11 protein-coding genes and 3 pseudogenes are annotated in these 14713 nt (G+C 51.6%); 3 read left to right on the top strand and 11 right to left on the bottom strand.

All coding sequences use genetic code 11. From position 1 onward, the window contains the following. Nucleotides 1–315: conjugal transfer nickase/helicase domain-containing protein (locus DCH402_RS21655; RefSeq protein WP_161624083.1), on the top strand; the 315-nt coding region annotated here is incomplete at its 5' end. Between the two features lie 85 nt (nucleotides 316–400). On the opposite strand, the gene DCH402_RS16590 is transcribed toward DCH402_RS21655, so the two are convergent. The 6 genes and pseudogenes from DCH402_RS16590 to DCH402_RS16610 all read right to left on the bottom strand — a co-directional run bounded on the left by DCH402_RS16590 (nucleotide 401) and on the right by DCH402_RS16610 (nucleotide 4343). Further along, the gene (locus DCH402_RS16590) at nucleotides 401–2002 is read right to left on the bottom strand and encodes a sigma-54 interaction domain-containing protein (RefSeq protein ID WP_081642177.1); all 1602 of its coding nucleotides are present in this window, start codon (nucleotides 2000–2002) and stop codon (nucleotides 401–403) included. A gap of 55 nt (nucleotides 2003–2057) precedes the next feature. Beyond that, a pseudogene (locus tag DCH402_RS23430) lies at nucleotides 2058–2144 on the bottom strand (IS3 family transposase); the annotation flags it as partial. Beyond that, nucleotides 2144–2450 (bottom strand): annotated as a pseudogene (locus DCH402_RS23170) (transposase); the annotation flags it as partial. The pseudogenes DCH402_RS23430 and DCH402_RS23170, both read right to left, overlap by 1 nt. Before the next feature lie 205 nt (nucleotides 2451–2655). Then, nucleotides 2656–3246 carry an imm11 family protein gene (locus tag DCH402_RS16600; RefSeq protein ID WP_040002313.1) on the bottom strand — a complete coding sequence of 197 codons (591 nt, stop codon included), beginning with the start codon at nucleotides 3244–3246 and terminating at the stop codon, nucleotides 2656–2658. An 11-nt stretch (nucleotides 3247–3257) separates the two neighbouring features. Further along, complete coding sequence (locus DCH402_RS23300; RefSeq protein WP_050583324.1) at nucleotides 3258–3800, bottom strand: RHS repeat-associated core domain-containing protein; 543 nt, start codon at nucleotides 3798–3800, stop codon at nucleotides 3258–3260. Between the two features lie 60 nt (nucleotides 3801–3860). Next, nucleotides 3861–4343: an immunity 26/phosphotriesterase HocA family protein gene (locus DCH402_RS16610; protein ID WP_040003680.1), complete on the bottom strand. Its 483-nt coding sequence runs from the start codon at nucleotides 4341–4343 to the stop codon at nucleotides 3861–3863. Between the two features lie 150 nt (nucleotides 4344–4493). On the opposite strand from DCH402_RS16610, the pseudogene DCH402_RS22055 reads away from it, so the two are divergent. Beyond that, nucleotides 4494–5118, top strand: a pseudogene (locus tag DCH402_RS22055) (IS5 family transposase). A gap of 258 nt (nucleotides 5119–5376) precedes the next feature. On the opposite strand, the gene DCH402_RS16620 reads toward DCH402_RS22055, so the two are convergent. The 5 genes from DCH402_RS16620 to DCH402_RS16640 form a co-directional block, all read right to left on the bottom strand. Next, nucleotides 5377–5682, bottom strand: coding sequence for a DUF7716 domain-containing protein (locus DCH402_RS16620; RefSeq protein ID WP_040002314.1), 306 nt, complete (start codon nucleotides 5680–5682; stop codon nucleotides 5377–5379). 11 nt (nucleotides 5683–5693) lie between these two features. Next, on the bottom strand, nucleotides 5694–9902 hold the full coding sequence (locus DCH402_RS16625) for an RHS repeat-associated core domain-containing protein (protein WP_040002315.1): 4209 nt from the start codon (nucleotides 9900–9902) through the stop codon (nucleotides 5694–5696). 17 nt (nucleotides 9903–9919) lie between these two features. Beyond that, a complete protein-coding gene (locus DCH402_RS16630; protein WP_224062574.1) occupies nucleotides 9920–10420 on the bottom strand; it encodes a DcrB-related protein in 501 nt (166 codons plus the stop codon). 17 nt (nucleotides 10421–10437) lie between these two features. Beyond that, a complete protein-coding gene (gene tssI / locus DCH402_RS16635; protein WP_040002316.1) occupies nucleotides 10438–12300 on the bottom strand; it encodes a type VI secretion system tip protein TssI/VgrG in 1863 nt (620 codons plus the stop codon). A gap of 112 nt (nucleotides 12301–12412) precedes the next feature. Further along, nucleotides 12413–12931: an Hcp family type VI secretion system effector gene (locus DCH402_RS16640; RefSeq protein WP_012768188.1), complete on the bottom strand. Its 519-nt coding sequence runs from the start codon at nucleotides 12929–12931 to the stop codon at nucleotides 12413–12415. Between the two features lie 1338 nt (nucleotides 12932–14269). Between DCH402_RS16640 and gspS the strand changes: the two genes are divergently transcribed. Then, nucleotides 14270–14653: a type II secretion system pilot lipoprotein GspS gene (gene gspS, locus DCH402_RS16645; protein WP_233276294.1), complete on the top strand. Its 384-nt coding sequence runs from the start codon at nucleotides 14270–14272 to the stop codon at nucleotides 14651–14653. The last annotated feature ends 60 nt before the right edge of the window (nucleotides 14654–14713 follow it).

Raw genomic sequence — 14713 nt, forward strand, 5'->3', positions numbered from 1 at the left:
CATAGCGTGGACGATACTGTCTACCTGGTCAGCCCTGGCGTTTTCCAGCGCTATGCACAAGAACACTTGCAGATCGGCGAACTTGCCAAACAAGAGAAAATTCAGGACTGGCAGTGGGTACAGAAACACTTTGAGCGTCTGCACATCCATCGCAAACAAGCCAATGGTCTGAACATATGGGCCTGCACAATCAATGGGCCACGCAAATCGCGCCGACTGAACGGCTACCTGCTATCCGATCCCAGGCTGATTTTTAGCTCCCCCATGCCGAACAATCCCTATATATCTCTTACGTCACCACTACCCAGCAAATAACGGGAGTAGACTTGTCTACCGCCAGCATGTCGTTGAGATGGTGCACCACCAAGCGCCATGCCAGTGCTCAGCCACGGCAACATCATTAGTAAGTAATCCCCATCCTTAGACACTTATCGTTAAACGTTCGGCTGGGCATATTCAGGCTTTCTGCCGCTGCCTGACGATCGCCACCGTACTGCCACAACCGCGCCTCTATCACCGCCGCCTCGAACGAACGCACCGAAAGACCTAAATCTTTTACGTGTTGGAAACACTCATCCACCTTATCCGGCTCACTTGTCAGCCTCTTCTGCACCTCAGGCGGCAGAGCCTGCATCGTAATCGGCTGACCCGGTAAGGTATGGGCACAAGTCACCTCCAGCAGATTGCGCAGTTCCCGCACGTTCCCTGGAAAATCGTACCACATGAGCTGTTGCAGGAATGACGGCACCAGAGCCCCCGGGGCTTTCTGCTCTCGCTCACAGCACTGCGCGATGAAATGGTGGCACAACAGTGAGATATCCTCTGTACGTTCACGCAGCGGCGCAACATGCAATACACACTGACACAACCGGTGGTACAGATCCTGACGGAACACACCGTCGGAAACGAGCTGTTTCAACGTATGGTGCGTGGCAGCAACCAGCCGGAAATCTGAATGTACTTCCTGCTCTGCCCCCAATGGACGAAAAAACCGGGTTTCCAGCACCCTCAGCAACTTGGCCTGCATGGAAAGCGGCATATCGCCGACCTCATCCAGAAACAGCGTACCGCCATTGGCCTGCGCGACCAGACCAACCTTGTCGCTCAGGGCATCGGAAAACGCCCCTTTCTGGTGGCCGAACAGCTCGCTTTCGATCAGGCTCTCAGGGAGAGCTGCACAGTTAATCACCACAAAGGGCCCGTCTGCTCTGACAGAGCATTGATGCAGCAGGCGGGCAACCACATCTTTGCCTGTACCCGTTTCTCCCTGGATCAACACCGACAGGTTATGTCCGGCAGCCTGGCAGACCTTCTGTTGCAGCGACTTCATGACCGATGACTGGCCGATCAAGGTGTCCTTAATGCGCGTGAGCTGCGCCTGTTGACGCGCTTCATCCCGCTCCCGTTCAACGGACGCCCTGAGTGTCAACTGAACCTGCTGCGCTCCCGCCAACTCGCGCAGCAGACTCAACTGGTTGCAAAACACCTGAGCCAACAGGTTACCTTCGCCACCGTCATGCCATAGCTGCAGACGTTCCGGCGTATCCAACAGCGCCAGTTGTCCCAGTACCTTGCCGCTCTCTGACAACAGCGGTATGGCATACATCCCACAGTCTGCACCCAGTCCCGATAACACCTGCTGAAAGAGCGGGTGTTCAATACGAGCCCCCGCATTCAACGATGACCAGGCGTGCGCCTTATTTTCACGCAGCGCATAGGCCAGTGGATGGCTAAAATCATCCACCTCCAGCGCTAACGCAACAGGTTCATCACCAACACGGCCACAACACAATAACTGTCTGCCACAGCCATCAACCAACCCAAGAATTATACCCTGCGGTCGCCAAACAGAAGTCACTGTGGACAACAGCCAGTCGCACAAATCCGGCTCCGTTTTCTGACGTATCATCGCCAACGCCAGATCAAACGATAATGTCTGCACCGACGCTTCAGCGCTTTCAGTGCCATATTCCCCACTCGATAATGTTCTGCTTTCAGGCATCGCTACCTCCCTGTCTCATTAATTATGATCCTACTCACCTAATGTGGACACAACCCTAAGCGAGGTTCTGGTTTTCAAATTGTTCCGAGCTGAGACTGCCACAGGCACTGTGGCGTCGCCAGCGATTGTAATCGCACTCAATATTTCAGGCGCTTCGTGAAGTCTGTCACTGCTTTTTGGATGATGGCCAATTCCTTAGTCTGTTCAGCCAGTTGTCGCTTTAGCCGGGCATTTTCAGCGACGAGTTCATTTTCACGTTCTGTGGACGTCATTTGTCACTGTTTGCTGCGCCAGGCGTAGAATTGTGATTCATGCAGGCTGAGCTGGCGTCCGGCGACAGCGACAGCGACAGCGACAGCAATATGCTCAGCCAGATTCAGAGCCCCTCGCAGAACTCTGGCGAATGCAGCTTACGGAGATTTTTATTGGTTGATGCTGGATTTGTCATGAGTAATCACCCCTGGTTGAAAGTTTACTCACTTAGTTGCGTGTTCACTATTGCTGGGTAAGATCAACCAGCCGTCCTCGGTCATCATGCTGATAATGAAACACGGCATGGACTCGGCGGCGTCATGCAATATCTATTTTCATGTAATATCAATAACAACCGAGGTATTCTGGAGAGAAATACCTCGGTTAATCAAAAATATACTTTAACTTAACTCACAAATAGTTCGTTCTTTATATGTCATATCAATCGCCTTACAGAACTTGATACCCCTCAGCTCAGAATTTAAAATCGCCAATTTAACTTTATCATTAACCACAATCGACGTTGGTTGCTCATTACACCTGACAATATTAAAACCATCAGGTATTTCATCTAGTAAAACCGTATATAGAAACATATAGCACGGATTATTCGGATCAAAATTAGTGAGCTGATATTCACTTTTTTCCATATCGCAACAATTTATCTTTGCTATAGGGTTTATCACACTAAAACCCTCTAGCTTATCATTTCCGTATATTATCTCAGCATCAAAAAACTCAACCTCTGCTGGTACTATACTCTCAAGGATAGTCCTAAGCTCCCGGCTAACCAGATCTGGCCCAGTAGTAGATAATATATGACATTTTTTTATTTTATTAAAACCAGACTTACTCTTTGCTTTATACATCAAAGTAAAATCAAGACCATCAAGACGAATCCCTTCATTAAATAATGAGAAATCTGCTGATATATCATGAAGATAATCAAGCATATTATATGTATTCTCTTCTACTGAAATTATATAACTCATCTGATCACCTATCAGCAACAAGCTTTATTTAACTTAATCTTTTTATTTCTTAACTTATGCCCCAAGTCATCCGACAATGCATCAATTTGCATTCTCTTTACCTCAGGACTGGCGTTATTTGCATGTATAGCATCTAACTGCCCCCGAACAAGGTCATCATAAGCTTTATTATGCCTCCCTCGATGTACTGTTCTTCCAGGATCAGCTTTAATAGCCTCTTTAGATGACGGGAGTTGGGTAATGTTGCGACTATTATTCACATCATACCCAGAATTTACTATCGCAGGATGATTTGCCATAGATTGAGGAATATTGTGATGCTTCTGATAACCCGGCATAACTGGCATTTGCCCATAATCACCTGTAGCCGCCAAGCCAAGTGGATCAACCCAACTCAACGAGTTAGGCGCATACTGATAAAGATTGATCCCGCCCGCCAGCCCAATCGGGTCCTGTGTGGTAAACCGGCCTACCGTCGGGTCGTAATAACGGAGCAGGTTGTCGTAGCGTAACGGCTGCGGTTCCACCGCCTTGCCGTCGCATAGTCCCTTCACTATCCTGTGTCTGCCCGAATAGCCGGAAGAGTCTTTTCGAACACTTCCAGCTTTTTTTGATTAAATTTTCTCTATAAGTTTCTTTATATCATAATCAGTATTTGGGCTTAGCTCTGGTAGTAACTCAGCTTCCTCTTCTGTTATAGAAAACACATTACCAAATATATCTTTCTTCTTGCAGGAGTCTCCTATCCCAAATGAAAAATAAACCCCATCCATATCCTTAGGAGTATAATCTTCTTGACACCCAATTATTCTCCAGTCGCCATTAGGCTCGACTTTTTTATCAAATAACCCATATGTATCTATAACTAGCGGAGTAAATGCACGCTCAGCATGAATAATCTCATCGTCTTCTATAATTGGCTCAGACAGAAATAAATTAAAGACTTCAGCCACATGCCCGGTCGTAATTTTGGATATAATACGACCGAAACCATATTTATTATCATTAATTCTAAAGCAAAATATGTCGCCCGGCTTGACGAAGCGCAGCATGGTTCTTGGCTTTTTTTCCCATCCCCAAAACTTAAAGTCATTCATCCACATTTCCCTCCTGATTTTCCTGTGCTATTTCTTTTGCTGTTGTACGCATCTTTAAATGCCTGTGCCCGAGAATAAGTCCTAGGCTGTGTCCCGTAACTATTTTTTGTACAATCAGTGGCATGATTTCACCACAAAAAGTTCTTTAATTTGGCTCGTTACGATTTCCCCGATGAAGCATGGGCGCTGATTTCTCCCATGCTGCCACCTGAAAGAGGTTCTTCCAGAGGCGGTCGTCCTTACTTTGCTCACAGGCATGTCATGAATGGTATATTTTGGGTTCTTTGCTCTGGCGCGCTGTGGCGGGATTTACCTGAGCGTTATGGTCAATGGAAAACTATTTACAACCGCTTTAACCGGTGGTCTAAAGCCGGAATAATGAACAGTATTTTCAATAAATTACTCCCGATTTTGGATGAAAAAGCGCTGATTGACTGGGATGTTATCGCGCTGGATAGCGGTAACGTTCGCGCCCTGAAAGCGGTACTGGCGGATAAGGGTTACTCAAGTAACAGTCTCCGCATTCATTTGAAAATAAAGGGAATAAAATTGGTAATTCCTTTTAAATCGAATGAGAAAGCCAGTCAGGACAGACATCGGCCCCTCGACAGATACCTGTACAAAAAACACAATGTCGTGTGTCGTGGAGCGTTGCTTTGCGATACTCAAAGAAAATCGTCGTATCGCTACACGTTCGGAAAAAACAGCCAAAAACTACCTGAGTATGCTAAAGCTGGGGGCGATCAGGTTATTTTTGAAGCGGTTGTTAAGTTAAGGGACACGGCCTAGATTTACCACCTATACGATAGTTCATGGGGCTATTCATTCGAGACTCTGGCCCTTTACCAATATACGATGTAACTTCATCAGTAAAAATATATGTCCCTGTGAGTCCAAGCGGATCAACCCATGAATTAGGAGTTGGGAGAATAAAACCTCCCAACTTCTCTACGACTTAGACTCTTAAGAATGGAAAATCAATAGTAAATAACCGCGAAAAATAGAATCGGAAGAATCGTTTCTGACTTCGCGCTTAGTCTAAGAAATCATCATTATTTATATAAAACAAAACAGCATCAAAAAGATCATCATTTTTCGCATTAGGATCATGCTCAAACTTGTTTTCTATTATAGCAGTAAAAATAGGAGCTTCTAAAAATGTCCCATAGTTTTCTTCAAAGTCCATTTCTTCGTCTTCATTTTCAGCGAGATAATATGTCCCACTTTTAATATCATCCTTTGATTCAAGATCAAACGAGCTCTCTACATACAACCAGCCTACATTTGGCAAATCTTTATATTTTTTCAATAAATCATCAAAACCAGAAATAACTATCATTTATCACCTCTCTATTTTCGACAAGGAGTTCCACCACCCCATTTATTACGACCACCAGTACCATCAGGATGATAAATTTTATGATACGTCTGATGATCTTTAAAGTCAGCAAGTTGCAAAGATCCAGGAGTGTCACCATGATGCCATGTCATATTTTTAGGTGATGATCCCCTGAATTTTCCATTTTTCATAGGCTGAACATGCTCAACTACACCGGGATATTTTGTTTGCAGCTCACGTTTGAATTCTGGGTCAACTTGTAGGCGTTTATAAACAGATTCGTTAGCACGACTGAAATGCTCTTTATCTGTCATCGTATATTCTGAAGAATCTAATGTATGCTCATGGAATACATGATATTTACCGAGTTCACGCTGTCCTTCGCCATTATATAAACCCAGAGGATCGATCCATCTAATCGGGTTAGGCGCATACTGATAAAGATTGATCCCCCCCGCCAGCCCAATCGGGTCCTGTGTGGTAAACCGGCCTACCGTCGGGTCGTAATAGCGGAACAGGTTGTAGTGCAGCCCGGTTTCGTCATCCGCGTACTGCCCCGCGTAACGTAGCGGCTGCGGCTCTACTGTCTTGCCGTCGCGCAGCCCTTCACTGTCCTGCGTCTGCCCGCGTAGCTGGCCAAAGCTGCCGTAGTCACCGCTCCAGCGGACCGAGCCGTCCGCATCCGTCATCTCCAGCGGGGCGCCATTCAGATCCGTGATGAACCAGCGGATGTCGCCCTCACGCGTTCCCGCCCGCTGTGTGATGCGTGCTAACGGCGCCCACCATACCGTCGGGTCATACACGTAACTCTCTTTCCGGTCAGGTTGCCTGACCTGCAACAACCGGTAGCCTTCCCACAGAAAGTGGGTCTCTTCCTGCTTCCCGCTCTCACACCAGGTCACCGTTTTGCCGGTTCGCCTTCCCAGCGCATCATAACCATATCGCGCCACGAACTCGCCCTGCGGCCCCCGGCCACGCGCCGCGACCAGACGGTTGTCCGCATCATACTGATAATACTGCTCTGTTTCGCCTTCACGTCGCCGCGTCAGGTTACCCTGACCATCATACTGGTTCCACAGATTGCGCCAGTGTAGCAGCCGGTTATCGGCTAACGGGAAGATACCATGCCGGTCTTCCGCATCCCGCAGGTTATCGGCTCCATCATACCCGTACGCCCGGTGATGAACCTGCCAGTGTACATCTGCCCGTTTCACCAGACGCCCTTCGGCGTCGTAATCGTACTCGACGTCACCCCGCAGGCTGTCCCTGACCGAAGCCAGTTCACCGGATGCCGTATAGCTCAGCGCCCGTGATAGTATCCGCTGCTCCGGCTCCGCCACTTCCCACAACGCGCTGCGCTGTGACGTCAGACGGCCCAGACTGTCATACGTTCGTTGCTGTTCGCGTCGGCCCTGTGTGCGTGTTATCTCCCGATGCAGCCGGTCACGGGTAAACTCACTCACCACCTGATGATTGAATTTCACCGCGCTGACATGCCCTGAACCGTAGCGCAGCCAGTGCAGTTCGTCGCCATCCGGCAGCGACAGGGTGCTCACATTCCCCAGCGCATCCCGCCGGTAGGCAATCTCTCCCCCACTGCCGTGCTCACCCGACAGATAGCCCGCCGCATCATAACTCAGCCTGACCTCATCCGCGCTGATACCCAGCGCAAGACCTGCCTCACTGGGCTCGCGTTTCAGCGAAACCAGCCGTCCCCGGTTATCATGCTGATAATGAAACACGGCATGGGCATGGGCGCGGCGAACCAGTTGCCCGGCGACATCATGCTGGTAAACGTGCGGTATGGCTTCATCATTCGCCGCCTGACCACGCTGCGATCGCTGACAAAGGTAGCCCGCCTCGTCGTAGCGGAACGTCAGTTCAACGCCGTCCACCCGTCGCTCGCTCACCAGGCGACCTGCCGCATCATACCCAAAGCGGTATTCCGCGCCGTTACCGTTCTCCAGCCGCAGCAACTGCCCACGTACGTCATAATGCCAGCGTTTTACCCGACGGAGCCGGTCTGTCACACTCACCGGCTGGCCCAGCGCGTTATACTGCCAGCGTACCTCGCTGCTCTGCGCATCGCGCCACGCCTGTAACTGACCACGCTCATTCCAGCGCAGCGTATCCCGGCGGCCGTCCGGGTAGATAACGCCCGTCAGTTGCCCATGCGCATCCCATTCACGACGGGTACGGTGACCTTCCGCATCGACAGAGGCCAGCAACTGCCCATAGCGGTCATACTCAAAGGTCGTGCATTGCCCGGAACAGTCGGTACGCGCCGTCAGCAGCCCCTGCCTGTCCCAGGCCAGTGTCACCGTTCCGCCCAGCGCATCGGTCACGCTGTCCGGCAGACTCTCCTGCGCACTGGGGTAGTGATAACGCGTCGGGTTCCCCAGTGCATCAGTTTCCTCCACCAGCCGGTTAAGGTCGTCGTACAGATTCAGCTCGCTGCTGCCATCCGCATACGTCACTTGCGTCACGTTATCCGTCAGCCGGTACCACTGGTAGTGGGTTTCCCGGCCCAGCGGGTCAGTCTCACTGAGCAGGCGACCGTAATTGTCCCACGTGGTTTTGCGACTCGCCCCGCCGGGCAGGATGACCTCGCACAGCTCGCCATCGCTGTAACGCTGCGCCGTTTCCCGCCCATCGTAATCGGTAAAGCGGACGACCTGATCGTCTTCGTCCAGCTCCCATTGTGCACAGCAACCGTCATCCCGGCGCGCCGTTCTGCGCCGCCCCGGAAAGTCATACTCCAGCGTGAGTTGCTCGCCCGCACTGTTGCGGTATGCCACCACGCGGGGCAAATCCGCTATCTCCCGCCACGTATATTCGCTGAGCAGGCCGTTGGCGTCTTCATGGCTGGACATCAACCCATCATCCTGCCAGGTAAAACGGCGGCGCACGCTACCGCCCCGCCCGGTGACGGTGATCAGTTGCCCTTGCGCGTTGTAGGTATAGTGCACCAGACACGTCGACGCATCCAGCCAGACGCTCTCCAGCCGCCCATCACGATACCGGCATGTCACCTGCCTGTCGGCACTGTCCTTCAGTGTCTGAAGCGTGCCGTCCGCATTCCAGGAAAAGAGGACGTCATTGCCACACGGGTCGGCGATACGTGACAACACCGCCTTACCTTGTGAGGACAAAGCGGTGTAATACCACACTTCACCATCGGTGCCATACACGGACCAGCTATCATCCTGATGATGCTCCAGCCAGCGTTTTTCCGGTGGGCAGTAGGTTCGCTGCCCGGCAGGCACAACAGGAAATGAAATCAGATCGCCCGACGGCGCACGCCAGACCAGCCCGTCCTGATAGCGCGTCAGCGTCGTTTCCCAGAACAGGCTCCAGCCCGTTCCCAGTACGCTGTCACCGGGGTTACCGCTACGCCAGCAGCGCTGCCAGTACACGGACAAACGGGAAGGCAGGACGAAATCCAGCTCATCCTCACCCGCCAAAAATTTTTGCCCGCTTACCACATCGATCGGACGGGCAATGATCCCCCCGGCGGCGACGGCCGTCATGAGCACACCATAACGGCAGGCAATACGCTGGATTTTATTGATCCCGGGAAGTTTTTGCAGAAGCTGGCCCAGTTTTCCGACCTTGCTGAATGCCCCCCCGGCACCGCCAGCCAACCCGGCGAAAAGCAGCGTTAAATCCGAGACCTTATAGAGCCATTCGGGAACTTCGGGCTTAATCGGCAGAGTAGTCTGGGCTTCACCGCCAATATAAACATTTGATGAGCCTTCTGTTATGGAAGCACCACAGTTGATTTTATCGCCCAGACGGGATGCAGGCTGGCCGTTGATGAATACCCCGGAAGACCCCTGAGCGACCTGCATGGAAGGGCCATCTTTATTACAGGCCGCCATACTCTGGGTGGCGATAACTGCGGCCAGACTATTAATGAACACATTCGGGGAACCGGTGAGGAGCGTGCCTGCCTTCGACATGCTGCTGGCACCGGACTCCGCTATGCTGTCGCGGGCTTTTTCTGCCAGCACGCCGGTCCCCCAGCCAACCGCAAAACTGAGGCCAACCAGTAACACGCCGACCCCCAGGCAGGAGGAGGCGATACCCGCCATAAACAGCGCACCGGCAGCAATGCCCCCAACGGCCGCAATCAGCCCACCGACAATGGTGCCGGCAATCATGCCCGCCAAAGCCCCCGAGTGCCCAATCCCATCCCCAACGCGCGCCGCTTCAAACATAACAATGTTCCTTATCGTTACTGGTTAAACGTAAAGCTCCCCAGCAGGGCGTTGAACCGGGATGCATCGACATCAGATAACACGGCGGTTTTCGACAGGGTGAAAACAAGAATGTGTGCGCTATCCAGCGCAAATACCGCCTGCTGCTGCCAGATACGCTGACCATCGCGGAGATAACTTGCCTGGACACTTTCACCTTCCAGCACCTGCTGACCCAGCCAGATCGCCTCACGCTGCTGTGTTTTCCACCCCTTGAGATGCTGCGACATCAGTGCCAGTTGCCGATCGATATAGTCGTTTAGCGACTCCCCCTCATTGAGCGTGTCGCGGGTAACCGTAATGGCAGCGTCGCCTTCTTTTCCGGGTACAAATGCATTTACCGTACGATCCGTGTAGCCGTCAGGCAGTGTGATACAGCCCTCGGTAAAGACACAGTGGGCGGGAGATTGAGTCGTCAAAATAAAAGCCTCGAATAATGATGGAATGCCATAATCGGTAGCCGCCATGCCAATAGGCATAGCGGACAACCTGCTGATTATTTATTCAAATCAATACGATCACTGCCGATGACGTCGATGTGCACACCCTTGATCTGAATATTGCCGTTCTTGAAAATGGTCAGTGACCCGCCACCTGCAGTTGACAGCGTGATATCACCACCGGTCGAGGTGATCGTGATGTCTCCCGTCACCGTCAATTTATCGTTGCCCGTCACGTCCGTTTCACGGCCCGCCCCTATCGCAACTTTCTGTGCCCCCTGAATATCAGTCGCCTGATTTTCGACGATTTTCAGTACCTGATGGCGCCCCACAACACCCACCTGATCCCGCCCGACGTTTTCTGCGTGATCGCCCCCCACCCCCGTGCTGCGGTTATTGAGCACCACGGTGTTCATGTCTTTCTGGGCGTGAATAAACACCTCTTCCTGCCCGGCCTGGTCTTCAAAGCGCAGTTCGTTGAACCCGGCCCCCTTGTGGGTACGGGTGCGCAGCGAGGTGCGGGTCTTGCTGGCCGGCAGCGGATACGGCGACGGGTTGGTGGCGTGAAAGGTGCGCCCGGTGACGATGGGCTGGTCCGGGTCGCCCTCCAGAAAGCTCACCACCACTTCATGACCGATGCGCGGAATGGCAATCAGGCCGTACTGCCCGCCGGCCCAGCCCTGACTGACCCGCACCCAGCACGAACTCTGGTCGTCGCTGGCACCGTAGCGGTCCCACGGGAACTGCAGCTTCACCCGGCCAAACTCGTCGCAGTAAATCTCTTCCCCCGCCGGGCCGACCACGGTGGCAATCTGCGGGCCGTCCACCATCGGCTTGTACGGCATGGCCGCGCGCCAGGTGGTGGTGGCTTTCACCACCTCGAAACTGTTGCTTATCGTGGTCGGCTCGCCGCCACTTTCTTCTTCCAGCGCCTGCGGCTGCTGGCCGCTGTGGGTCACCGCCACCACCTGCCAGGCCAGGTTAAACGCCGGGTTCGGGTGCTCGGTCAGGGTAAAGCTGCTGCCCGGCTGTAGTTCGGCGGCATTGGATTCGCCGCTGCCGGTCATCGCCCCGGCACGCAGCGCGTCCAGCCGGTAGCCGGTAAACGCCTTGCCGCTCGGGTCCTGCTTGAAGCGGCCGGGATAATCAAAGTGCTGGTAGGATTCACGCTGGTGGTCCAGCTCGCTGCTCATCTTGTTGTGCAGCAGCCCATAGGCCGGGGTTTTAAAACTGTAATCCTTCAGCGCCACCTCAGCGGTACTGACCGCTTCGGCGTAACGGAAACGGCGCACGTAAGCGCCTTCGCTCAGCCCCTGCGTGGCGAGATTGAAGAACAGCGCCGGGCCTTTGGCGAGCGCACCGGCGTCATCGGCAAACACCACCCGGTGCTTGCCCGCTTCGAATTCGTGGAAGTAGAACAGCCCTTCTTCCGCCGCCAGCCGGTTGATGAACGCCAGGTCGCTTTCGCGGTACTGCACGCAGTATTCGCGTACCGCGTGCTCATGGCGCAGGGCGAAGGCGTAATCGGTGATCCCGGCTTCTTCCAGCAGGGTACTGATAATGGCATCCGGTTTTTGGGTCTGGAATATGCGGGCGTTGGTGCGCAGCCCCAGCCGCCACAGCGCCGGGCGCACCTCGGCCTGGTAGCGGGTGCGGCGAAAGCCGGTGTCGCCCTGGGCAAAGCGGCTGACGATGCCGCTGACCCGGCGTTGCAGCTCGCCTTCGTACCACACCCGCAGCTCGCACGGCTGGTCCAGCACCGCGCCGAAGTCGACGCCGGGTAACGCGCTTGCCAGATTGAGCGACAGCGCAAACGGCTGGTTCAGCGCCTCGCTCAGCTCAAAATCCACCACCGCGAACGTCGTTTCCGGCAACGCGCCGACCTTCACGGTAAACTGCAATCCGGTACTGTTGGCCACCTGACTTCCTCCTTATTCCCTGTCTGCGTCCGCCCTCAGCGATGGCCCCTTTCATCGCTCAGGGCAGGCTGAAAACGACAACACCCGGACCGGAGTCCGGGTGACGGCGTGATTACGCTTCGATCGGCGCGCGCCAGTCGTCGGAGCCGGAGGTACCGGCCACGGTGTGCTCCCAGTCCACCTTGCGGTAGGCCAGCGACACTTCAATCAGCTGGGTGTAATCCTGCTTGGACGGGTCCTGGCAGTGCGGCATCTGGTTGTTGATGTCGACGATGGTGGCGTCGGTTAGGGTGGTGGTGAAGAAGTGCTCCTGCTTGCCTTCGACGGAGGTGCGATACCACTTCAGGGTCACGGTCGGCAGCATTTCGCCGGAGGCCAGCGCGTTATACAGCAGCGGGACGGCCTTGTTCAGCGCGACGGTGAACTTGAACGGCTTGTGCACGCGCTGACCGGCAGGCTGGCCGGACTGCGGGTCGGTCGGGACGGTGACGATGTGTTTGAATTCCTGCACCAGCATCTCGTCTTCGTGGCCCTGCACGTAGATGTTGCCGACGGAGTCGGAGGTGAAGGCACCGGCGGTGATATTGCCCTGGGTTTTCCCTTCGATGCTGATATAGCATGGAGTTGGCATAGTCTTGCTCCTTGTTGTTGAACGGTTAGTATGACTTCACCGTTTACATAGCAATGACTATGCCAACCTTTATTTTATTGTTTTTAAAGGGAAAAACAATATCGTCATTTTCCCCTAAGTCAAATTTGAGCAAAAAGTTGCTCAGACACCCTCGAAACGATGACGATCATTTGCAAAACCTGCCTGAGCAGTCGGATTGCTCTGCAATCTGCGCAAGAAATTGCCTGTGCTTCGCATTTATTCTGATATTTTTACTTAAAATTTGAGATGAAAACATCCTTGAAAGGTCACAGCGATTAATTCAGAACGACAGTTAAATAAAAACCAATCATTAATCCGGCTAATAATTAGCGAAAATAACAGAATATGCTTGGCTTTTTTGAATAAATCGAACTTTCGGCGGGAAACAGGATTCAGAACACTCTCCCCCTGACAGAACGTAGCACCAAAATTCTTCATCGATGATTACCAGAGTCATCCGATGAAGTCCTAAGAGCCCGCACGGCGCAAGCCCTGCGGGCTTTTTTGCGTCTATGGTAGCGACCAGAATTGCCATAAGCTATTCGCTATTGCAGCCTGTTGGGGACCCACATGAAAGCGTTCCCAAAAGGGTAAAACTCACAAAGAAGCTTACTGATACAGAAATCAAGAATTGTAGTAGTTAAGTATTTCCGGCCCCTAACTTAGGTTGTTCTGCTATTGCAGTATGGTTTATCACCGACGAAAAACACCTCGTTGAATCGCCCGCCAGACAACAATAATCAAATAATATAAAAACAATAAATTACATTTCATTCGGACGAATCAAAGCTAAACAACCACGGGGTAATTTGATAAAAACCGAGAGAGAACAATAAGCTTTACGATAAAATTGAGGGTACGTATTCAATGCGATGTTACGTTATCTGTAATGATTTTTTGTAACAGTACCAATTAAATTTGCAACAAAAGCAGAGGTTTTATTAAGATAAATCTTATGTAAACTAAAATTAGTAATTGTAAATTTATTCCAGAGGGATTTCAAAAAGGCAATGTAATAAATAACTTTTGGGTGACACCCCAAGAGCGGTAGCGTTGTTAAATAAACGGATTAACATGCAATAATTCGTAAATACGACCCGGCATAAAAAACATAATCCATTTTTAATTTAATATTTTAAACATGCATTAAAAAAAGAAACATGCTTTTTTTAAAAATTAGCACTTTGAGTTAGTGATACATTACCGGCATCAACAAAAAGCAGCGCAATCCTATTTATCACCAGTAAGGTATTATCATAAAAAAGATGTTTCTTAAATTTCATACAGCAGATGATTTTGATAATGAAGAGATCAAGCGTGAAGATAAAGATTAATGTAACCGTGGCGCTGGCGTTTTTTCTGTCTGGATGTATAGAAAAAACACCTAATCAAAAAACACATGGCCCCCCCCATACACCGGAAAATATCGAAAACATGTCTTCTACTATCGCCGGGCTTACTTATTTAAAGCAGCAGTGCGGCTACCAACATTTAGGTACGGAGGAGAATATTATCAACAGAGTAGTGATACTTGCCAGCCGCAAATGGAGCACGGCCTTTGACGAGGACGCAAAAGATAACATTACCCGTCTCAGCCGGGAAAGTTACACTATTCTTGTTGAAAATTATCGTGATAGCAAAGGTTGTGGCGTGCTGACCAGAAGCCTTCAGGAAATTATAAAGCAGGGTTTTGGCACATAATATCCGTTTTAAGCGCTACCATGATGATGTGTATACCCAAAATAATTCGAGTTGCAGGAC

The sequence above is a fragment of the Dickeya chrysanthemi NCPPB 402 genome, assembly GCF_000406105.1.
GTDB classification, from domain to species: domain Bacteria; phylum Pseudomonadota; class Gammaproteobacteria; order Enterobacterales; family Enterobacteriaceae; genus Dickeya; species Dickeya chrysanthemi.